The organism is Bacillota bacterium (assembly GCA_012727955.1).
Lineage (GTDB): Bacteria > Bacillota > Limnochordia > DTU087 > JAAYGB01 > JAAYGB01.
This window is the reverse complement of record JAAYGB010000006.1, coordinates 60,080-80,507: the sequence shown is the minus strand read 5'-3', so window position 1 is coordinate 80,507 and position 20,428 is coordinate 60,080. Positions and strand designations below refer to the sequence as shown.

Here is a 20,428-nt window from a genome sequence, read left to right as displayed (position 1 = left end):
TAAGCGCAGGCACCTAGATTTTACCACCATAATCTATGCCACCGGTGATTGGGTGTCATATACTCCCCGCAGGGACAACTCCTTGGCATAATGACAAGCTACCAAGTGACCATCACCAACATCAGTTAGTTCCGGTATCTGTCTCTGACAGGTCTCGGTGGCGTATCGACATCTCGGATGAAAGTGACATCCACTGGGCGGATTAGCGGGATCGGGCACTTCACCTTCCAGCCGAATCCGTCCCTCTCGATTGCGGAACTTGGGATGCGGCTTGGGAACCGCCGATAGGAGTGCTTCCGTATAGGGATGCTTCGGTCGCCGGTAGAGATCATCGGTGGTAGCCAGCTCCATGATCCGCCCTACATACATCACTGCAACCCGGTCACAAATGTACTCAACAACGCTGAGATCATGGGCGACGAAGATGTAGGTCAGATTCAGTTCTTGCTGCAGATCATCGAGCAGGTTAATAATCTGGGCTCGCACCGATACGTCCAGGGCAGAGACCGCCTCATCGGCAACAACCAACCGGGGATTCAGTGCTAAAGCTCGGGCAATTCCAATCCTTTGCCTCTCGCCACCGCTAAAGGCATGGGGATAGCGATGGAGATACTCCGGCCTCAACCCGACCCTTTCCAGAAGCTCAGCCACTCGCCGATTCAATTCCTCGCCCCGAGCCATCCCGTTATTAATCAGGGGCTCACCAATGATTTGCGCCACGGTCATGCGGGGATTCAGGGATGAATAGGGATCCTGGAAAATCATGCGAATCTCCCGGCGATAGGGCTTCAATTCCTTGGTATTGAGCCGAGCTAGATCAACTATACTACCGTTGGAATTGTGGTAATTAATCTGTCCCGACGTTGGTTCATATACTCGCAGGATGCAGCGTCCCGTAGTGGTCTTGCCGCATCCCGACTCTCCAACTAACCCCAAGGTTTCACCCTCATATACGGTGAAGCTGACTCCATCAACGGCCTTTACGTGGCCAACGGTCCGATTGAGAAAGCCCTTGGTAATTGGAAAGTGCATCTTCAGGTCCTTCACTTCGAGAAGGGTTTTCCCTCCGGTCTTTCTCTGTCTACTCTGAGACATTATGCTACCCCTCCCTCAACACCAGTGAGCTTGGATAAGTCACTGTATAACAAGCAGTAGACCTCTCTCCCCTTCGCCACTGCTTCCTTCGGGGGGCGGATCTTCTCACAGACGCCGGGGATCCTCTGAGTACATCTAGTGTGGAAGGGGCACCCTTCAGGCCGTCTAAAGGGAGAGGGTACCATTCCCTCGATGGTCTCCAATCTAGTGTCTCCCCCTAATCCCATCCGGGGAATTGAGCGCAGGAGAGCCTGGGTATATGGGTGTTTGGGATCATCGAAGATGTCATGTACACTGCCAAATTCCATCACATTCCCCAGGTACATCACCAGAACATTGTCGGCAATCTCAGCTACAACCCCCAAGTCATGGGTGATGAACATAACTGCCATGCCTAGGCGTTCTCTCAACTCAAGGATTAGGTCAAGAATCTGAGCCTGGGTGGTGACGTCCAGGGCCGTTGTCGGTTCATCGGCGATCAACACCTTGGGCTCGCAGATGAGGGCCATGGCAATCATCACCCGCTGTCTCATCCCGCCACTGAGCTCAAAGGGATAACTATCCATGCGCTTTTCCGGCTTCGGAATACCCACTTGCCGCAGGCACTCTATCGCCCGATCGCGGGCCTCCTGTTTACTGAGATCGGTATGCAGCAGGATCCCTTCCATCAATTGATTGCCAACGGTGTACACCGGACTGAGGGAAGACATGGGTTCCTGGAAGATCATCGAAATATCCCGTCCCCGAATCCTCCGGATTTCCCTCCCTCGAGGATCGAGCTCCGCGATATTCACGGGACCCTCCTGGTGTCCGTGATACCAAATGTCTCCCTCAACGATCCTTCCCGGTTTATCAATCAACTGCAGAATCGATCTCGAAGTAATAGACTTTCCACAACCAGACTCACCCACTATGCACAGGATTTCATGGGGTGAAAGGGAGAAGTCAACACCGTCCACGGCCTTGACCACCCCTTCATCGGTGAAAAAGTGAGTCTTCAGTCCCCGCACTTCCAGTAACGGATTACCGTCATTCATAGTCGGCTCTACCTCCTATCGCGAGTATGGATCAGCGGCATCGCGCAATCCATCTCCCAGGAAGTTCAAGGACAATACTGCAAGGATCACGCCTACCCCTGGCAACAGCAGCCAAGGCGCCGTCGCAACGGACCTAACATTCTGGGCTTCCTGCAGCAACACGCCCCAGCTTACCACCGGGGGACGTAGTCCTACTCCAAGGAAGCTCAGAGAAGTTTCCGATAAGATCATCGCAGGAATGGAAAGCGTAACACTGGCAATAATGTGACTCAAGTATGAAGGAACCATGTGACGCATAATAATCCGCAGTTCACTGGCCCCATCTAACCTAGCTGCGATGACAAAGTCCTCCGTTTTAAGGGACAGGAATTTCCCCCTAACCTCCCGGGCCAGGCCTGTCCACCCAATAAAGGAGAGAATAATGGTGATCAAAAAGTACACCGTTAACGGCGGTACACTAAGGGGAATTGCCGCCGCTAGGGACATCCACAAGGGGATTTGCGGCATAGCCCGGAGAAACTCAGTAAGTCTTTGGATGAAATTGTCAACCACTCCCCCAAAGAGTCCGGAAATTCCCCCGAGGAGAATTCCCAAGAACAGGCTGATGGTGACTCCAACCAAGCCAATGGTCATGGACACTCGGGTACCAAGTATGATCCGGCTGAAAAGGTCCCTACCCATTCGATCAGACCCCAATAGGAACATCGGGTCCTTTGGATTTAAGGGACCGATGAGATGCCGGTCGGTTTCAAACAAGCCAAAGAGCTTATATGGATGTCCTTTGATGAAGAAACCAACGGGTATGATCTTGCTCTCGTCCAGGACATAAGTCCGCCGCAACGCAACGGGATCTACCTCGGTCCTATACCCATTGACATGGGGTTGGAACTTCCGGCCTTCGTCGGTATGAACAATGAACTTCAACCTTTGAGGCGGTGCATAGGTGTAACGCGCGATATACCTATCGGAGGCAAAGGGCGCCAAAAAGTCTGCAAATAGTGCGACAAGGTAAATCAATATGGTCATCACTGCGCCAGCCATCGCCAGCTTGTGTCTGCGGAATTTCCACCACATTAACTTCCATTGGGAAGCTACTTCAGAAGAAACGCTGGCCTCCTCGATGACCAAGTTTTCATCCTGTGCCATCCCTAACTCCCCCCTTATTGATAGCGAATCCTTGGGTCTAACCAGGCCAGGAGAATGTCGGAGATCAATGTCCCGATCACCGTCAACACACTGAGCAGCAGCAGAAAGCTTCCGGCCAGGTACATGTCCTGGGATTGCAGGGCTCTCAGCTGCATCGGCCCAGTAGTTGGCAAGCTTAGAACCACCGAGACGATAGTTGACCCCGACACCAACTGGGGCAATAACCATCCTAGTCCGCTAACAAAGGGATTGAGAGCAACGCGCACCGGATGTTTGAGCAGCAATTTCAGCTCCGAAAGCCCCCTAGCTCTAGCAGCAACCACATACAGCTTTTGCAGTTCGTCCAGCAGATTGGCCCGCATCACGCGGATCAAGCTGGCAGTGCCTGAGGTTCCAATTACAATCATGGGGATCCAAAGGTGGCTGATCAGATCCTTCACCTTGGCCAAGGACCAGGGTGCATCGACGTACTCCGGCGAGAATAGCCCACCGACATTTTGACCGAAAACGGCAAAGGCAACGTACATCAACACCAAGGCCAACAGGAAGTTCGGTGTGGCCAACCCAATGAAACCAAAGAAGGTGGCAATATAGTCCCCAATGGAATACTGTTTGACTGCCGAATAGATTCCGATGGGAAACGCTATTGCCCAAACAAAGAGCAAAGTACTCAAGGAGATCGTTACTGTCAACCCCAGGCGCTGCCAGATCAGCGAGCTAACCGGGCGGCGCCATTCAAAGGATTGACCAAAGTCACCGTGGAGCAAGATTCCCTTAATCCACTTAAAGTACTGGACATAGATGGGCTGATTCAGCCCATACCGTTCCTCCAGTGCTTTTAGCTGAGCCTCGTCCACGCTGATGCCTTGGTTTTGGAGACTAGCTACCAACGACGTGAGGTAATCACCCGGTGGTAGTTGAATCAGAATAAAGGACACGATAGAGATGGCAATCAAAGTGGGTATCATGTACATTACTCTGCGAAGAATAAACGGAAGCACAACTAAAGCCCCCTTAGTTAGAAATCGATGGCTACCACTTCATGTTCGAGAATCCTTGGAACTACTACCTCGAGATACCCGCCATCCATGGTGTAATCAAGGGTTTGCTTAGCCTTTAAGAGCTTAACGCCCTTGACCACCCTACCCTGGGGCAACCTAACCCTGACTCGCTGCTCACCGACAGGGATGAACTTGCGAATCGGTCCCTTCATCATCATGGGATTGGTTAAGTTCACCAGGTGTACAGTCATTGACTGGGCCTGTTCCCAAACGGTGACATCCAGGACACCTTCTCCCGTCACCGTTACTACCGGTGCTCCGTCGGTAACCCAAGCCACAGCATTACCCAGCAATTTCCCGTGATCGACGCACAGCACTTCCCAGAAAATGCGGTCAATGTCCCAGGGGAAATAGACTACCTTCCCTTTACCGTATTCCCGAATATACACTTCAGGGATATCGGTCTTGGGCTGTCTGGCCCATACTTCCTCCATAGGTAGGTCCGGATAGGAGGGGATTAAGGTCAGCGGCATCCCGGAAAACTCGGTGTTAGCCTTAACCTCTAGGCGATAGATACCGTTGATGATCCGATCGGTATTCTCTATCCCTGCCAGCAAGGGGTGCGCCTCGCCCGTTACCGGATCTTTCTCCAAACGCAGGTAGGAGTTTTGCATCGGACCGGGGGTGTGCTCAACGTAGTCCACTCCAAAGAGGTTTGCCAATCCGAAATTGTCCCGCTTGTTACCCCACTCATCGTACAGAGACGTCTCATAGGTGGCCACTAGACTTCCGCCCTGCCGCACAAACTCCCGTAACTGATCACACTGGCAGTCGGAAAGAGCGGCAACGTTAGGCAGAATCAGAGTCTTAAACTGACCAACGTGCTCGGCGTCAAGGAGTCTATCGTGCACCATCTCAAAGGGAATCCTCGCCTCGATCAGAGCATGGTACATCCCCAGGATATGGTCCTCAACCTTTTGCTGAGCCTTGGGTCCGCCGTAGTAGGCTGCCGTCTGTTGGGAGAACACCATCGCCACATCGGCCACCGGTCTGGTGTTTCTTAGGTAGGGTTCAACCTCGTAGGCCCAGTTGTAGATGTCCTCCACTACCCCCAGCCAGCGACGATCGTCAATGGTGGCAGCAAACTTGGTGTACCAGGGCCGCAATCCGTTGGCGATGAAGTCCGCCACCCACATCCGGATCTCCTCATCGTTTTGTACGGAATCCTTCCAGCGATAGGGCTCCTCCAGTCCTACACTGAAGATCCCACCGATGGGCTTGTTGCCCAGGGTGGAACGCAATTCCTTGCCATTCTTCCCTGCCGCCCATGGTACCGCTACGCTCCGTCGCGCCTGACGATCGGCAAAGAGGGTATCTGCCCTCCGGCCAATCTCTGCCATGTCTAAGTGATGGAGGGCTCCACCACCGGAGTTGGGAATGAAGCGGGCGTTGGAGCGAATCTTCTTGGCCTCACTGTTCCACAGATCATACAGTTCAAACAGGCGCTTTTGGTTCCACACGACGTAGGCTCTATAGGCAGGATCCTTGGGATCGTTGGTGCGAGGCAACTCCATACCATACTCCGCCCGGAAGAGCTCTTGGCAGCTTTGGCAGTAACACATGCCCGATCCGGCCCAACGATTGCCAAAGATCCCATCGACATCATACTTTGAGAGAATCTCATTGTGTACTTCCGTCATAAAGTCAAAGTTGTAGGACCCCAGGGCGCAGGTCACCCAGACATCGGGGTTTGCCCAATGCCGACGATGATTGCCTTCGGCATCGACGGCGATCCACTCGGGATGAGCTTCATAGACATCGTGATGAACGGCATGGGGATCCGTCCGGGCGATTACAACCATCCCCATCTTCTTGCAGCCTTCGACGAGATAACCAAAGGGATCGCTGTCACCTAGGTACGCACTGCGATAGTGTAGCGGGATCTCCGTAGGATAATAGGCGATATAACCACCGGCACTGAGACAGACAGCATCGGACTTCGTCCGCTTGAAGTAGTCGAGCCAGAAATCACAGTCGATGGTGGCGGGGTCTGTTTCAACCAAGGTTAACTGTGACCAGCGCATCGGTTTGTCGAACCACTCTGCAAGTTGTCCTGTGACTTGGTGTTCCATCCTCTGTTCCTTCATGTGGATTCCTGCCTTTCTTGGTAAGAGGAGCGGCGATACTCCTCCTGCCCCGAAACGAACCCTTTTCGGAGAACATACCGCCGCACCTCAATTCTGATGGTTTCTTCCTGGTATGATATTTAGCTACCCTTGCTTAGAGTCAATCGGCATCGATGCGTTGTGCCCCAAGGCAGTCCGCAGGTGTTATTCAAAGAAGAAGGTCTGCGGATTTGCCGGTGCAGGGGTGGGATAAATCCATGACAACGGGATAGAGTCGGGAACATTTCTTAGCCGCTTGTTGACGATGCCATATCCGTTGGGCTCAGTGGTAACCCCAATGGCATAGAAAATGTCGGCAGAAAGCTCCAGGATCTCTTCCATCAGCGCCTTTTGCTGCACCGGGTCACCGGTCAGTGTCAGCTGATCATACAGTTCCCACTGCTTCTTGACTAGCTCCGGTGGCTCCATAGGCTCGACAGCAGCACTGTAGTTGGGATTGGCCTGCTTCTCGCGGTAAATCTGCCAAGCCCGGGCGTAGAAGGCATTGTTGTCAAAGGGGAAGTAGTACCGGGGATCTAGATAGACCACGGAACCGGTTCCGCCTCCGAACTTATGGATCGTTGCATCGTGCTCAGCGTTGGTTCTGACGCGAACCTCCCACAGGGAGCGATCCATCGTCCGTACTTGGACCTCAATCCCAACATCCTTCCAGTAACCCCGCAGCAACTCCGCGATGTCGACAAAGGCTAGACGGGCGGAGTCGATCTCAAAGGTGATCCGGATGCGCTCTCCATCGGGACCTAGGCGATACCCTTCTCTGTCCCGAGCACTGTATCCAGCCTTGTCTAGGTACTCGTTGGCTAGATCCACATCATATTCTGTGTACTGTTTGGACAACCGCTCATTATACAAATCCGACTCCGGTCTCGGCCCAACCTGATGGGGCTCACCTTGACCAACATAGACCATATCGATGATCTCCTCGCGGTCAATGGCATAGGACAGACCAATGCGGAAGTCCTTGTTCTGGAAGATCTCCCGTTTGACTGGATCGGGATGGGTCAAGTTAAGCATGATGACGGCATCGTTGGGATAGGTCGGAGTTGTAGTATAGAGTCGATAGCCGCCTCGATCCATGTTGTCGTAAACAACGGGCTTGTTGGCTGGAGTTGCAAAGTACTGATCCAGCAGGTCAATTTGTCCGCTGATAACTTTCATCAATAGGACTTCAACGTCCGTTGGCAAGTCGTAGACAATCCGATCGATGTAGGGAAGCTGGTTCCCCTCGGTGTCCACCTTCCAGTAATAGGGGTTGCGGACGGCGATAGCCCGGCTGCCATCCCCTTCTCCTGGGGCAACTTCCATATACCAAGCGTGGATTGTCGGACATCCGGTGGTCCGGAAGAAGTCATTACTAAAAACCCCGCCCTTGGCCTCAAACAACTCTGCCCAGCTTGAGAACCCTTCCGCTTTCGCTAGTTCATTGGCATTGGGATTGTACTTGATATGGAACTGCTTCAAGTAGTGCTTCGGGAAGTTAACGGGATTGCCAAAGTTGACATCAGCCATTTTCAGTGGGAACAACCCTTCTGGCCGAGCAAACTTGAATACCACGGTGTAGTCATCGATCTTTTCGACAACCACAGGCTCTCCCTGAGAGACCCAAGGTCCACCCTTAGCCGGCGTCAAGTCGTCATTCATGAAGACATCCTCGTACCAGAACATGATGTCATCGGCAGTAAAGGGATGGCCATCAGACCACTTCATACCCTTGCGAAGATAGAAGGTGTATTCCGTAGCGGTATCATTGACCTCCCAGGCCTCGGCTACGTTGGGGATCGGCGCACTCCAATCAGCGGGCCACCGCAGAAGGGGTTCGTAGCCTTGATATCTTTCCATATCCGTCATATGACCGCCTACTATCGCAGTCCTGAGGTCGCCACCATACTTACCAACGGCCTCTAGAGGGGTCAGAACCATCGGGTTCTCCGGCAGCCGTTCATGGACGGGAGGCAGCTTACCGGCCTTAACCAGTTCTGCCAACTGTGGTGCTTCATTGTAGGTCTTGATTTCCGCCGCAATCGCACTACAAGCAAAACCAACTGTAACTAGTAGAAGCATTACTACCAGACTGAAAACAGATCGCTTGGTCACATAGATTCCTCCTCTAGTGTGTTTGTGAACCGATAAGCTGGTATTGCCGAGATCCTTGCCAACGGTCACCCCCCTTCGAGACCCGATACTTACTAGGCCTGACCCTTTTTCCGAAGCCCTGCGATTACTTCATCCTTTACACTGTCGATATGATAACTGAGCATCTCCCGAGCCGCCGGCAGATTACCCTCTAGGAGTAAATCGAGAATCTCCAGATGCTCCTTGGCTGCCCGCTTCACTCGTTGGGGAGACACCGCCACCATCACCCTAACCAGCTGGGTCTGATCCTTGAGCTGACACAGCAAGTTTTCCAGGACTACGTTACCGGACAACTCCACCAATCTCGTGTGAAAGGCATCGTCTGCAGCCACGTAGGGTGCCATATCTCCCTGCTCCAAATGGTCATAGGGTTCCAGCAGGATATCATTCAGGGCACGGATGTCCTCGGGTTCTGCGTTTTGAAATACCGCTTCTAGGGCCTCACACTCCAGGGCACGCCGGACATTGTAAATGTCTGCTACATCCTTGACAGTGAAGGCCTTCACAAAATAGCCGCTGCGAGGCCCATGTTCGGCGAGGCCCTCCGTTGCTAAACGAGCTAAGGCGTCGAGAACGGGAGCTCGACTGATGTTCAGCTGTTCCGCCAGCTTTACCTGGCTTAGATGTTCACCTGGTCGTATTCTGCCTGACAGGATTGCCTTCTTGAGCTCCTCATAGGCTTGTACGTACAAGGGTTTGTCCTGAAGCGCCGAAACTACGTTCCTTCTTCCACCAACCATTTGATCAATCAGTCCTTCTGTTCTTCATGTCGTTTATCGATTGTCGTCTGTCGTCTGTCGACACGCTGTAACAAAAAAATAAACAAAGACATACTCTTGGTTTATATTTCCCTATTAGGCACTAATTTCCAACCTCCTGCAAAGTTTGGTAAGATTTTTTCCTTCCCTACCGGATACACAAGGCAACGAACTCCATTCTGATAGAAAAAAGCCCCGATCAGATCGGGGCTGAAACTAAGTATCCTAGTTTTTCGTCTACTCCCTAGTGGCGGCAGCCTCCAGGGTTGCTGCTTGACCGGTGACACATTCCTCCACAATCCGGCACATGATATCGTATTTGTCCAACATGTCTTGAGCCAACTTGATTTGGCACCGGGCTCTGTCTAGGTTATGGTTCTCCCGATGAATCTTGAAGTATTTGTCTCCATCGATGTGATCGGCCAGAAAGCGTGAGGCCAGCTCGATGGTGATAGTAACTGCCCCCAAGGCCATGGTTTCGATTTCCCCTTGGGTCAAGAACCCTTGGCAAGCACCAAGAAAGCCCCGGGTGAACTCCCGGTAATGCTCTAGATTCAAGCTAACCTTGGTTAAGTCCCGCTCATCCTCGACGGCAGTATTGGCAGCAAACCGAATGGCATCACCGAAGTCATGCATCGCCAGACCCGGCATCACGGTATCTAGGTCGATAACACAGAGGGGCTTTAGGGTCTGCTCATGCATCAAAATGTTATTGTACTTGGTATCGTTGTGGGTAACTCGCAAAGGGACCTCCCCGGCTTCCAGCAGGTCACAAAGTCTTGTTGCCAGATCATACTGCTCCCGGAAGAAGGCTATTTCCTCCTGAACCTCCTTGGCCCGACCCAAGGGATCCAACTCTGCAATGGCAAAGAAGTCCTCCAATCGCTGTCTGGTGTTGTGAAAGTCGGGAATGGTTTCGTACAATCGGTCCATCGGTAGATCCGAGAGGATCGCCTGAAATCTCCCAAAGGCATAGCCGGCACTGTAGAGAACTTGGCTGTTCTCGACAAAATCATATGTAACGGAGTCGGGCACATACTGACAGACCCGCCAATACTGATCCTGAACCTTGGTGTAGTTGGCTTGATCCTTGTTTTCAAAGAAGGAAATAATGTCACAGTCATAGTCGCCTTGCTTTGCCTTGACATGCTCGGTGATGACCTGGATATTATGCATCACCAAAGCAGGATCCTTAAAAACGTAGTTATTAATCCTTTGGACAATCAGCTCTTTTTCCTGACCATCGGGCCCCACCAGGGTAACCCGGTAAGTATCATTGATATGCCCGCTGACACATTCGGTAACTTCGGTAATCTCACCGGGCAAATCGTAGTGACTAAGAACTTCCCTGAGGACAGCAATAATTTTCTTTCTCACATTCACACCTTCATTTCACAATTAGAGCTATCGGGCTACTCCCCGATTTGAATAAATTAGACCTTAAGCCCAAAAACCTACTACCTTCCGTATTCCATTCTCCCCACTGGAGTCCTGCCAATAGTGGGTGCGGGAGCCTGGCTGCTAGCCTGTGTTCTGCTCTCGGGAGAGTTCCCGCCGGAAGGAGCTAACATAGGCTACCCCCAGCAGCATTGCAGCCGCCACCCAGCCTAAGCCCTCAGCCAGGTACACTCGCCAGGGACCAATTACCAAGGGCAACAGGAACACGGCCCCCACAAAGACCAGAAATAATGATGCTATGCCGCAGACACTGAACAAACACAACCTCAGGGCATGGACCATACCCATTCAAATCCTACCTAGGTTCGCAGCGGCGTAGTTTTGTCCCACATATGTGGCAACGGCACCTTCCAGCGCGCCGCCAATAATTTCCATCGTTCCATAAAACCTCTTAGCGGCGGTCATCCCGGCAACAAACAAAACTCCAAAGCCGTTAATCACATATTGTACCGCTAGCCCCCTACCGAGATGAGTCCATTGCGCAGGGCCAATGGAGCAGCCAATCTCAGGATAAGGCCCGTTGTCTTGAGGTCAAAGCGCCACTCCTGCCGCTGGATATAGCCCGCAGGAGTACCAGGCTGTTGCCCAGGGAGCGCAAGATAGCAGACAGGAGGTTATACACGATGGTGATTCCAATTCCGCCAAAGAGGTAGGTCAGGTAGGAAACCGCACCGGAAAGAATCTCTGTCGGGGTGTTTAACGGAATCAACAGAGGTTCAAGAAAAAGGATAGTAAACAACGTCAAGGCAATGCCCAGTCCGGTACACAACAGGACGGCCGTGGCGATCCCTTGCCGCAGGCCGCCCCCATCGCCGGCCCCAAAGCGCTGAGCAAAGAGGATCCCAAAGCCCTGAGTTACACCTAGGACAACGCTCAAAACCAGCCAGTACAACAGTCCCGATGCACCTTGGCTGCAAAGGCGGTAACTCCCAGAAGCTGCCCGACAATAGCACTATCGGCGATATTATACAGCTGCTGCAAGATATCACTGATCATCAGCGGCCAGGAAAATCCCATCAGCAAAGATAATGGACTGCCCTTCGTCATATCCTGCACCGTATCCATCGAGCTGCCCCCCTTATCCCACCGATACGCCGAGGACTATTACCTGGTTTGCTTCTTCCCCAGTGGCTGTGGTTCTCCTTGTGTGCCGGTATCGAAACACTGGAGACTTAGCAGGTAACCGGTAGTTGCTGCGCAATATACAAAATAATCGCCGCAACAGCATTCTAAGGAGGAGTTAGAGTGGTAATATTTGCCAATCATGCCCACGTCTTCCCCAAGTCCCTGCGTCCCGACGGTAGTCTCGAAGAGCTGCAAAGGCTGATGGAGACCTGCCAGATTGACAGGGCAGTTGCCTTCGCACCCTTTGCCGATCAGGTGCAGGAACTGAGGCTTGAACCCAACCAATGGCTTGCCGAAGAACTAACAAGATACCCTAATATCCTGGGGTTTGGTACCATCGACCTTGCCAAACCCGATCCAGCCAAGCAGGCGGAAGCCATCGCTGCCCTGGGATTCAAGGGAATCAAGCTGCACCCCGCCTACCAGAAGTTCAACCTCGTCGCCGAAGAGCTGGAGAACTTCTACGCCGCTGCGGAGGAGCTGGGGCTGTTTATTTGTATCCACATGGGAGTCCATTGGCACCGGCTCAAGGACTACCATCCCCTGCTCTGCGATGAACTGGCCTACTTCTACCCCAAGCTTCGGTTCACCATCGAACATGTCGGGGGGCTGAGTTTCTTCAATGATGCCTTAGCAGTTTTAGCCAATAATCTAGCCACGGGTAACGTGTACGCCGGCATCACCAGTGTCCTCAACAAGAACCGACATCATCTGTGGTACCTGGGCCAGGAGCGGATGGAACTCTTGGCCGCCTTGATCGGCAGCAAACAGATGGTCTTCGGACTGGACTTTCCCTACAACGGGATTGCAGAAGTTCAAGAGACCATTGAGGCCATCCGGGGACTAGACATCTCCGATGAAGATAAAGCACTAATTTTTGGGGGAAATCTCCAAAGGATTTTGGAGGAGTAAATAGGACAACAAAGGCACCACCGTCAATAAGCTTCGCCCCAGCGCCAGCTTACGTCGGTGGTGCCTTCTGTTAGAAGCGGGCCTGACCGCGCCCAGCCAATGTCTTACCTACTCAACTGCAACAACGACCCGCTGCTCTAGCTGCTCCACGAACACTGCTACTAAGTCTGGATCAAATTGGGTCCCGGCACAGCGCTCTAGCTCTGCAAGGGCCTTGGCATGACTGACCGCCTCTCTATAGGGTCGCTCATGGGTCATGGCATCATAGGCGTCGACGATTGCCAGGATCCGAGACAGCAAAGGGATCTCTTCACCGGCAAGTCCCCGGGGATAGCCCCTGCCGTCCCAATGTTCATGATGGGATAGGATCGCCTCTGCCAAGGGCCGCAATTCCGGAATGGAATCGGCAATGCGGTAGCCGATTTCTGCATGGCGCCTCATCACTTCCCACTCCGCCTCCGACAAAGGACCTGGCTTCATCAAGATGTGGTCAGGAATCGCTAGCTTACCGATATCATGGAGGGCGGAAAGAAGCGCCAGCTCATTCAGCTGACTCTGGGACAACCCGATAACTTGTCCTAGAGTCACACATAGCTCCCGAAGCCGCTGCGCATGTTCCTCCGTCTCGTAATTCCTCTCCCTGAGACTGCTAATCAAGGAAGCGAGGATCGCACTGCGATAGCTCCGGGTTTCCATCAACTTCTGCTGATACATTCGATCTTCCGCCAAGCGAATAACATCCCGGGTGCTTTCCATCACCCTTTGCTTCGTTGCGCATCCCAGGGAAATACTGAGGTTGACCGTTCTCGTCTCCGATGCCGCCTGACAGGCGGCCTTGATCCGGTCAATTACCCTTTGGGCTCCGGCTTCATCGCATTGAGGGCACAGGATGATAAACTCGTCGCCACCCCACCGGGCCACGGTATCGCCCTTTCGGGAACAGGAAACCAGAATGTTAGCGATATCCCGCAGTAATTCATCACCGGTCTCGTGTCCGAAGGCATCATTGACCAGCTTCAACCCGTTGACATCTCCGATGATTACGCTGTAGGGCAGAGTTTGTTCTCTATCAATGGCTCCCAACTGCATGTCAAAATAGCCTCTGTTGGGCAGTCCCGTCAAAGTGTCGTGGAGACTCAAGAATTTGACTCGCTCCTCCGCCTCTTTGCGTTCGGTGATGTCCAAGAGGGAGGCAACACTCTGTCCCGTTCCCGAGATCAAATCAACGGTAACCAGGCAGTGTTTGATTGTTCCGTACCGATCAACAAAATCGAATTCGTATACTCTGGGGGCTGGTTGGCGCTCCCGCCGTTGCCGATGATACTCCCGCATCCTGGCTGTGTCCCGGTCGGAGACCAAGTCAAAGAAACTGCGTTTGCCCTCTAGTTCCTCCCGGCTGTACCCAGACAGTATTTCCATCTGCTTGTTTACGTGCCTGATAGTAGTATCGGCCTCAATAATCACCATCGCGGTTCCGGTATTTTCGAAGGTGGTACGATACCTTTCCTCGCTGGCTTTGAGCAAGGCCTGGGCCTGGCGTTCCGCCGTTACATCCCGAAAGACCAGCACTACTCCTTCAATCTTTCCCTGGGCATCCCTGATGGGAGCCGCCGAGTCGGCGATGGGTATTTCCCTGCCATCGGCGGCCACCAGCACAGTGTGATTGGCCAAGCCCACTATTTGCCCGGTGGTGAGGACTCTATCGACAGGATTGTTCACCGGTTGCCGGGACTGCTCATTGATTATGTGAAATACTTGATCGAGACGCAGCCCCAGGGCCTGCTGGTTATCCCAGCCCGTCAGTTTCTCGGCGACTGCATTCATGAAGGTGATTCGAGCCTGTACATCGGTGGCGATCACGGCATCACCGATGCTTTGTAGGGTGACCCGAAACCGCTCCTTGGCTTCATATAGCTCGTCCCGATACTGCTGCAGAGCCTGTTCCGCGAACCTTCGCTCCGATATATTCCGAACGACACTAATTAGAACCCGCTGACCATCGACGAAAGCCCCCGTCGAGCTGACCTCTACAGGAATTACACTACCATCCTTGCACACATGCAAGGCTTCATATAACAGGCTTGCCGTCATAGCCCGATTCATCACAGACTGAACTGGATCATGACCTTGCTGCGGATGGAGATCGAAAACTGTCATAGCCAAGAGTTCGTCCTTGGTATATCCATAGGTAAGAGCCGCCGCTTGATTAGCATCGATAATCTCCCCGGTGGGACGCATCACCAGCATGACATCTCCAGCAAGTTCAAACCAAGGCCCCTTAAGATTCACCGGCTAATTCAGCACCTTTCCAGCTTTGATTAGTTCGATACACTTCTCAGCAATCTCAGGATCAAATTTCTTGCCAGATTCCGCCTGTAACAGTTCAATAACCTCTTCCCGGGTAAGGAGTTCCCTTTCGTAGGTCTGGGGGCGACTCACTTCATCGACGACATCGGCAACGGATATAATCCGACTAAGCAAGGGGGTCCTTTTGCCCCTCAACTGGTCGGGATAGCCACTCCCATCAAAGTGCTCATGATGATGACGGATAATCGACGCCAAGAACTTAATAGCTGGAATGCTCTTGACCAGATCGGCACCGTAAACCGTGTGCATCCGAATTCTCCGCTGCTCTTCCGCCGACAATGGTCCCCTCTTCTCCAGCAAGCCTCGTTCAATCTCAAGCTTGCCTAAGTCGTGTAACTGGGCAGCCTGATACAGTATCTGCAGCTGTCTGTCCGACAACCCCAGAGCTATCCCCAATTCCTTGGCAATGGCCGCGGTGTCGAGACAGTGGCGGAAAACCGCCTCATGCTTTGCGACAAGTAACCTTTTCAAAGTGCCGACAGAGCTTTCCACCACGGGATCGTTGAAGGATAACGGCATTCTCCTGATGGACCTGGGACGGTCCTTAAGCTGTTGTTCGTTGACCAACCGGATAATCGCTGCATAGTTCTGGGAGGTGAGGGAGTAGAACCTGATCCCATTCAGCCACTGGGATTGATCGCAGCGTCGCTGCCAAACTACTTCTCCTTCACACACCAGACGCTGGGAGCCATCGATAATGCTTACCTGGACAGTGCAGTTTAAGGGCAATTGAACTGGGCTGGAAACCTGAGTTCCACCGAGACTTAGGTCTACCGTTCGCCCCGGCACTAATTTGCTTGTTACCTCCTCGGGGAGAGGTTGCTCAGATTCCAACTGCAGCAATCGCAGTTCCACAGCCAGATCGATGGCCACTCGATGGTAATCCCGACGATCTAAGGAAAGCCATCCATGTCGGGGGTGAAATCCGCATTGATATTGATAGGGACAATAGTCAGGGTTTGGAACCCCAGGTCTAGTGGCACACAAGCACCGCATTAATTGCTGGGCATGTTCATGGGTGATATGCCGAATCCATTCCGTGGACCGATATCCCAGTTTTTTCGCTAGCTCCTGGGTAAATCTTTGAGAGACTCGCAGGTCATCCTCCGCCCTTTGTCCATTAACCCCTACCGTATACAGCACGCTCCCGGTAACTTGATCGGAATCATCCTTTAGGAGCTTAGTGGTAGCAATGTAGTTACCGGTGCCTAGCCGCAGTAATTGGGCCGGCATTTCCTGCTTCGTTGCCAGCGTGCGGCCCAGCAAAGTGTCATTTAGCCTACGACCTAGGAGTTTCGCCACAGAAATGTCGGTGAGATTCTTGGGCAAGCGCCTTTGCCGCTGAGCTGATGCAAAATCCTTCGACCCTGCTCGTTGCAGAAGGTAATACATCCTGTCTCGTCTACTGCAACAATTCCAACTGCATCTTCCGCCAGAGATGCAACATCAACACTTTCTTCATGTCCGCGTTTTAGACCGAAACGCCGGAATAACTCCATAGAATCCTTTCCCTCCAACCAAAAAGTGTTAGCTATATATCATCGGTATTAACCTCCAGCCCCATCATCTGTCTAGCAATTACATCCAAACGTACAGACAGTCGGATCATATCCGGCGCATGGAGCGCCGTTCCCCTCGCCCTCAGCTTGTCCATCTCCGCTAGGAGTGTGTTTCTTTCCAGCATCAGAGCAATCGTTTGACCCAAGGGAAGATTTGCTACCGATGGCTTCAAGACTTTTCTACTCCTCAAACCTACCATCGTCCCCGCCTCCTTGGATTCCATCCTAAGTCACTGGAGCTAGTTAGGAATCAATCCCAGTAACAGCAAGCAACAAATGGACGGCGAAATAGCGGGCAGCGGGCCGTTATCTTGACGCAACCCCTATTATCACAGTCTTTAAAATTTTATACCCACTTTTGTCGCCAGTCACTAACCTTTGCCGCAAAATTAACAAATTAGTGACAGTTCTCATTATTGCTAGCCGATTTCCGAGCGATATTCGGATCTTAGATACTCTGAACTAACCCTTACAGTTCAAGGAGATAGCTTTACGAGAATACCATGGATTGCCATGGAGTTGATTAATTCTATGAGAAAAGGATGAGACAAAATCGTGGGGGAGTTTGGCTAGGGACTAAGCGCCACAGGCCCTCCGGGGAGATTCCTTGACCTTAGCCAAGGGAGGCAAGTATTAACAAAAAATAACAGGCAAATTGCAAACAGACCCGGATGCCCGGGTCTGTTGTCCTTATTTACACACAAATGATAAATTATCCCATTTGGGCTTCGCTGTCAATAGTTTCTGCCTTTGCCAGAATTTAGGCACCGATCATCCTTTGCCTTGGTCTCCTACTTGGGAAATGAGACTGAAGGACAACGGAACCGGGGCTCGTCTCTTACCGAATACACTCCCATTTTCAGCGATTAAGACTCCCGAATCATCACCCATCAACCGGCTACGAATAAAATACAATATCTCATCCAGAAGGGAGGATATCTATGTCTGAAGACGCTCGATACTATGATGAGGTAGCTGCTGAATCCGGCCGACGACGCCGGAAGGAGGAACGTCCTAAACTTCCCGGAACCCTGTTGCGGATCTTTATTCCCGCTGGGGCGGTAATCAATATACTCAATCTCCTTGAGCTGCGGTCCCCCAGCGGAATTTGCCTGCTGGTCAGAATACCGGCTCTCGGTGGATTGTTTCACAACGTCCTAGATTCCGTCAAACAGGCCGGCGGTACCGTCGAATTTGTTTACGACTAACGAACCATCCTGTAGAGCCTGTTCGGGATTCCCCGACGGGCTCTTGTATCTTCACCGCGGCCAGGAACCAGGGAGCATTTTTGCAGGAATAGGGAATTTGTCTCTAAGATTGCAAGGATAAGAAACCACCACTGGGGCTAATGCCTCACCGAAACTACCCCTATTTTTCCCGATACAAACTACTAACTGACACCCATTGAGTCCTGGGGAATATCATGCAATATCTCACCGAGAAAGGAGGAGACCTATGTCTCAGCAAATGCAACGCTATTACCCAATCTACAAGGATCCCGATAGGGCGACCTTGAGACAAATTAATCGAGATCGCAGAGAGCAGCGCAGGCCACGAGATCCCTATGATTACTACGACTGGGACGATGACTGGGATTGGGGCAGGGATTGGGATAGATGGGATAGGGATGGATGCAGGGACCGGGACAGAGATCGTGACCGAGATAGATGTAAAGACAGAGATCGTGACAAGGGCAAGGATCGAGCCTGCCCACAACTGCCTGGGACTCTGCTTCGCATCTTTATCCCCGCTGGTGCGGTAATCAACTTGCTCAACCTCTTTGAAATCAGTTCACCCAGTGGAATCTGCCTGATCGTAAGGGTCCCCCAGAAGGGCAAAGGTCACAAGGGCCTCTTTGACCAAATTCGTCAAGCCGGCGGTACCGTTGAGGTGCTTGCTTAGTAACAGCCGGACAGGAAATCCTCCGTTGACACTGGGTTCTATCAGCCTCTCCCCACATCACGGGAGAGGCTTTCTTCAAAGCTGAGTCCCTCAACCAATTGCTTCATGTTTTGCATGTAGACTAGATTGTGACGGACTTTCTCCTCGGTGCCGGCCCAGAGACTAAAGTCTTCAATACTGATCCAACCCCTATAATCCAAGGCCCGCAAAGCAGCCAGGATCTTGCGCCAATTAACCAGACCATGGTGAATCGGTGCCGAAAGGGGATAGTAATCGATGACACCGGACTCAGCCTCTTCATCGAGACGCCACTGGATGTTCTTGCAGCGCACCTGGGCCAAGTAGGGACCAAGGAGTTCAAGCCCCTCGTGATATTCCTGCCCACCACCAAAAGGCAGATAACCGGGTTCGTAGATCAACCCTACAAACCGGGGATCGAAGTTAGTCGCCAGCCGGTAGCCTAAACTCTCGGTGGGGGCACAGCCACTACAGCGCAGCTCAATACCAGCCTTAACTTCGTACTGCCGGGCCAGCTCCACTACCTTGGCGAAGTGATTCACCCTCCGCTGGTATTCCGCCTCTGAAAGCGGGCTAGCCGAGTATCCCGCAGCATTCACTCGTACCAAGGGACAGTGCAGGATCCTGGCGGCCTCGAAAACCTCCTCCATCCGGTCCAACTGGGTCACCGGCAGATAGGAGGCCAAGCTGGCCACAGCAATTCCGTTACTTCGGCAAATAGGCTGCAGGGCTTTGGCTTCGGCAGTGAGATGGTCTAAATTGAGAGTACACAGGTTTACATGCCCAATCGACGATCCAGTGGTTGGCGAGTTCCCCACTGGCGCAACCCGCAGTTCGATCCCATCGTACCCCATTACAGCTAGTTTTCTAATCGCTTCCTCGGTAGTCCATGCAGGGAGCATCGTCGTGAAGACGGCAAACTTAACCTTCAACATAAAGTTCCCCTTCGGTGCTATCGATTCATCCTCTCCAGTGACCCATTCCCCCAGGGAAAACACAAGGTAAACTCTCTATGAGGGAAAGGAATTCCACCAGCTAGGTGCATAGCTCTGAATGTGACTGCGCTTCACACTACTTGAATCGACAGCCCTAGGGGAAATCCTTAGCCCACAGGCAAAATCTAGGGATCCTGCCTTGATTTAGGTTATTTCTCCTTCTGTCCAAACTCGCCGCAAAATCTCCTCTACCGTTTCTTGGGGAGTTTGCTCCGAAGTATCCAACCACAATCCAATTCTTGGGGTTTTTTCACGAAACTCACGATCCAGCTCCTCCACCGTCCACTCACCGTACCCCCGCTTACCACGGCTTGCCTCCCGGGCAAGAACTACCTCGGCCCGGGGACAGAGGACAACTACATATAAAGGGCGACTGCAGATCAGCTGAATGAAATCGATAAGATCAGGACCGTAAATATTATCCTGGACAACGACGCTGAATCCCGCGGCAAAATAGGCCTCAGCCGTTGCCGCCGCCAATCGATAGCGCAGCTTCAACTGATCGAGAGCCGCTTGGGAATACCCCGGTGTCATTTCCTCTCGCCCGGAGACAATCATCCGCCGAAAGATATCACCTCGCACATGTACTCCTTTGGCAAACCGCTCAGCCAACAACTGAGCAATGGTTGACTTGCCGGCAGCCATAATTCCGGTGATGACAAACAATCCCTGTCGGTCTAGTCGGGATCCCGCAGCCCTGTCTTCTCTTATTGTCATCGAATCACCTCACTAAGAA

At 52.4% G+C, this 20,428-nt stretch carries 19 protein-coding genes; 3 read left to right on the top strand and 16 right to left on the bottom strand.

Annotation, left to right across the window (positions count from 1 at the left end):
• Positions 1-33: 33 nt before the first annotated feature.
• From GX030_01695 to GX030_01645, 11 genes are all read right to left on the bottom strand, one after another.
• A complete protein-coding gene (locus GX030_01695; GenBank protein ID NLV91094.1) occupies positions 34-1,095 on the bottom strand; it encodes a dipeptide ABC transporter ATP-binding protein in 1,062 nt (353 codons plus the stop codon).
• The gene (locus tag GX030_01690) at positions 1,095-2,132 is read right to left on the bottom strand and encodes an ABC transporter ATP-binding protein (GenBank protein NLV91093.1); all 1,038 of its coding nucleotides are present in this window, start codon (positions 2,130-2,132) and stop codon (positions 1,095-1,097) included. The genes GX030_01695 and GX030_01690 overlap by 1 nt, the downstream gene beginning before the upstream one ends.
• Positions 2,133-2,147: 15 nt before the next feature.
• Positions 2,148-3,506, bottom strand: a complete 1,359-nt coding sequence (locus GX030_01685; protein ID NLV91092.1) for an ABC transporter permease — start codon at positions 3,504-3,506, stop codon at positions 2,148-2,150.
• A 790-nt stretch (positions 3,507-4,296) separates the two neighbouring features.
• Positions 4,297-6,426 carry a hypothetical protein gene (locus tag GX030_01680; GenBank protein ID NLV91091.1) on the bottom strand — a complete coding sequence of 710 codons (2,130 nt, stop codon included), beginning with the start codon at positions 6,424-6,426 and terminating at the stop codon, positions 4,297-4,299.
• Between the two features lie 183 nt (positions 6,427-6,609).
• Positions 6,610-8,559 carry an ABC transporter substrate-binding protein gene (locus tag GX030_01675; protein NLV91090.1) on the bottom strand — a complete coding sequence of 650 codons (1,950 nt, stop codon included), beginning with the start codon at positions 8,557-8,559 and terminating at the stop codon, positions 6,610-6,612.
• Positions 8,560-8,651: 92 nt separating this feature from the next.
• On the bottom strand, positions 8,652-9,338 hold the full coding sequence (locus tag GX030_01670) for a GntR family transcriptional regulator (protein ID NLV91089.1): 687 nt from the start codon (positions 9,336-9,338) through the stop codon (positions 8,652-8,654).
• Between the two features lie 255 nt (positions 9,339-9,593).
• Positions 9,594-10,721: an aminoglycoside phosphotransferase family protein gene (locus GX030_01665; GenBank protein NLV91088.1), complete on the bottom strand. Its 1,128-nt coding sequence runs from the start codon at positions 10,719-10,721 to the stop codon at positions 9,594-9,596.
• 156 nt (positions 10,722-10,877) lie between these two features.
• Complete coding sequence (locus tag GX030_01660; protein ID NLV91087.1) at positions 10,878-11,102, bottom strand: hypothetical protein; 225 nt, start codon at positions 11,100-11,102, stop codon at positions 10,878-10,880.
• On the bottom strand, positions 11,103-11,255 hold the full coding sequence (locus tag GX030_01655; protein ID NLV91086.1) for a hypothetical protein: 153 nt from the start codon (positions 11,253-11,255) through the stop codon (positions 11,103-11,105). It lies immediately after the preceding gene.
• Positions 11,256-11,319: 64 nt separating this feature from the next.
• Positions 11,320-11,706 carry a hypothetical protein gene (locus tag GX030_01650; GenBank protein ID NLV91085.1) on the bottom strand — a complete coding sequence of 129 codons (387 nt, stop codon included), beginning with the start codon at positions 11,704-11,706 and terminating at the stop codon, positions 11,320-11,322.
• Positions 11,688-11,879: a hypothetical protein gene (locus GX030_01645; GenBank protein ID NLV91084.1), complete on the bottom strand. Its 192-nt coding sequence runs from the start codon at positions 11,877-11,879 to the stop codon at positions 11,688-11,690. Before GX030_01645 ends, GX030_01650 begins: the two co-directional genes overlap by 19 nt.
• Positions 11,880-12,059: 180 nt before the next feature.
• Here GX030_01645 and GX030_01640 point away from each other — a divergent pair, with 180 nt between their 5' ends.
• Positions 12,060-12,851 carry an amidohydrolase family protein gene (locus tag GX030_01640; GenBank protein ID NLV91083.1) on the top strand — a complete coding sequence of 264 codons (792 nt, stop codon included), beginning with the start codon at positions 12,060-12,062 and terminating at the stop codon, positions 12,849-12,851.
• Positions 12,852-12,959: 108 nt separating this feature from the next.
• Here GX030_01640 and GX030_01635 read toward each other — a convergent pair whose 3' ends face one another.
• From GX030_01635 to GX030_01625, 3 genes are all read right to left on the bottom strand, one after another.
• A complete protein-coding gene (locus GX030_01635; protein ID NLV91082.1) occupies positions 12,960-15,140 on the bottom strand; it encodes a PAS domain S-box protein in 2,181 nt (726 codons plus the stop codon).
• Between the two features lie 3 nt (positions 15,141-15,143).
• Positions 15,144-16,610 (bottom strand): HD domain-containing protein, encoded by a 1,467-nt coding sequence (locus GX030_01630; protein NLV91081.1) that lies wholly within the window; start codon positions 16,608-16,610, stop codon positions 15,144-15,146.
• 139 nt (positions 16,611-16,749) lie between these two features.
• Entirely contained in the window at positions 16,750-16,977 is a 228-nt protein-coding gene (locus GX030_01625; protein NLV91080.1) for a hypothetical protein, read from the bottom strand.
• Positions 16,978-17,718: 741 nt separating this feature from the next.
• Here GX030_01625 and GX030_01620 point away from each other — a divergent pair.
• Positions 17,719-17,985 (top strand): hypothetical protein, encoded by a 267-nt coding sequence (locus GX030_01620; GenBank protein NLV91079.1) that lies wholly within the window; start codon positions 17,719-17,721, stop codon positions 17,983-17,985.
• A 508-nt stretch (positions 17,986-18,493) separates the two neighbouring features.
• Positions 18,494-18,679 (top strand): hypothetical protein, encoded by a 186-nt coding sequence (locus GX030_01615; protein NLV91078.1) that lies wholly within the window; start codon positions 18,494-18,496, stop codon positions 18,677-18,679.
• Between the two features lie 41 nt (positions 18,680-18,720).
• On the opposite strand, the gene GX030_01610 is transcribed toward GX030_01615, so the two are convergent.
• Together GX030_01610 and GX030_01605 are read right to left on the bottom strand one after the other, a co-directional pair.
• Complete coding sequence (locus GX030_01610) at positions 18,721-19,632, bottom strand: sugar phosphate isomerase/epimerase (GenBank protein ID NLV91077.1); 912 nt, start codon at positions 19,630-19,632, stop codon at positions 18,721-18,723.
• A gap of 204 nt (positions 19,633-19,836) precedes the next feature.
• Complete coding sequence (locus GX030_01605; protein ID NLV91076.1) at positions 19,837-20,409, bottom strand: AAA family ATPase; 573 nt, start codon at positions 20,407-20,409, stop codon at positions 19,837-19,839.
• Positions 20,410-20,428 lie beyond the last annotated feature (19 nt).

What these genes read in the sequence shown, in the direction of transcription:
- GX030_01695 (NLV91094.1), bottom strand. Translation starts at nt 1,095, where the DNA reads ATGTCTCAGAGTAGACAGAGAAAGACCGGAGGGAAAACCCTTCTCGAA.
- GX030_01690 (NLV91093.1), bottom strand. Translation starts at nt 2,132, where the DNA reads ATGAATGACGGTAATCCGTTACTGGAAGTGCGGGGACTGAAGACTCAC.
- GX030_01685 (NLV91092.1), bottom strand. Translation starts at nt 3,506, where the DNA reads ATGGTTATTGCCCCAGTTGGTGTCGGGGTCAACTATCGTCTCGGTGGT.
- GX030_01680 (NLV91091.1), bottom strand. Translation starts at nt 6,426, where the DNA reads ATGAAGGAACAGAGGATGGAACACCAAGTCACAGGACAACTTGCAGAG.
- GX030_01670 (NLV91089.1), bottom strand. Translation starts at nt 9,338, where the DNA reads ATGGTTGGTGGAAGAAGGAACGTAGTTTCGGCGCTTCAGGACAAACCC.
- GX030_01660 (NLV91087.1), bottom strand. Translation starts at nt 11,102, where the DNA reads ATGGGTATGGTCCATGCCCTGAGGTTGTGTTTGTTCAGTGTCTGCGGC.
- GX030_01645 (NLV91084.1), bottom strand. Translation starts at nt 11,879, where the DNA reads ATGGATACGGTGCAGGATATGACGAAGGGCAGTCCATTATCTTTGCTG.
- GX030_01630 (NLV91081.1), bottom strand. Translation starts at nt 16,610, where the DNA reads ATGTATTACCTTCTGCAACGAGCAGGGTCGAAGGATTTTGCATCAGCT.
- GX030_01625 (NLV91080.1), bottom strand. Translation starts at nt 16,977, where the DNA reads ATGGTAGGTTTGAGGAGTAGAAAAGTCTTGAAGCCATCGGTAGCAAAT.
- GX030_01620 (NLV91079.1), top strand. Translation starts at nt 17,719, where the DNA reads ATGTCTGAAGACGCTCGATACTATGATGAGGTAGCTGCTGAATCCGGC.
- GX030_01610 (NLV91077.1), bottom strand. Translation starts at nt 19,632, where the DNA reads ATGTTGAAGGTTAAGTTTGCCGTCTTCACGACGATGCTCCCTGCATGG.
- GX030_01605 (NLV91076.1), bottom strand. Translation starts at nt 20,409, where the DNA reads ATGACAATAAGAGAAGACAGGGCTGCGGGATCCCGACTAGACCGACAG.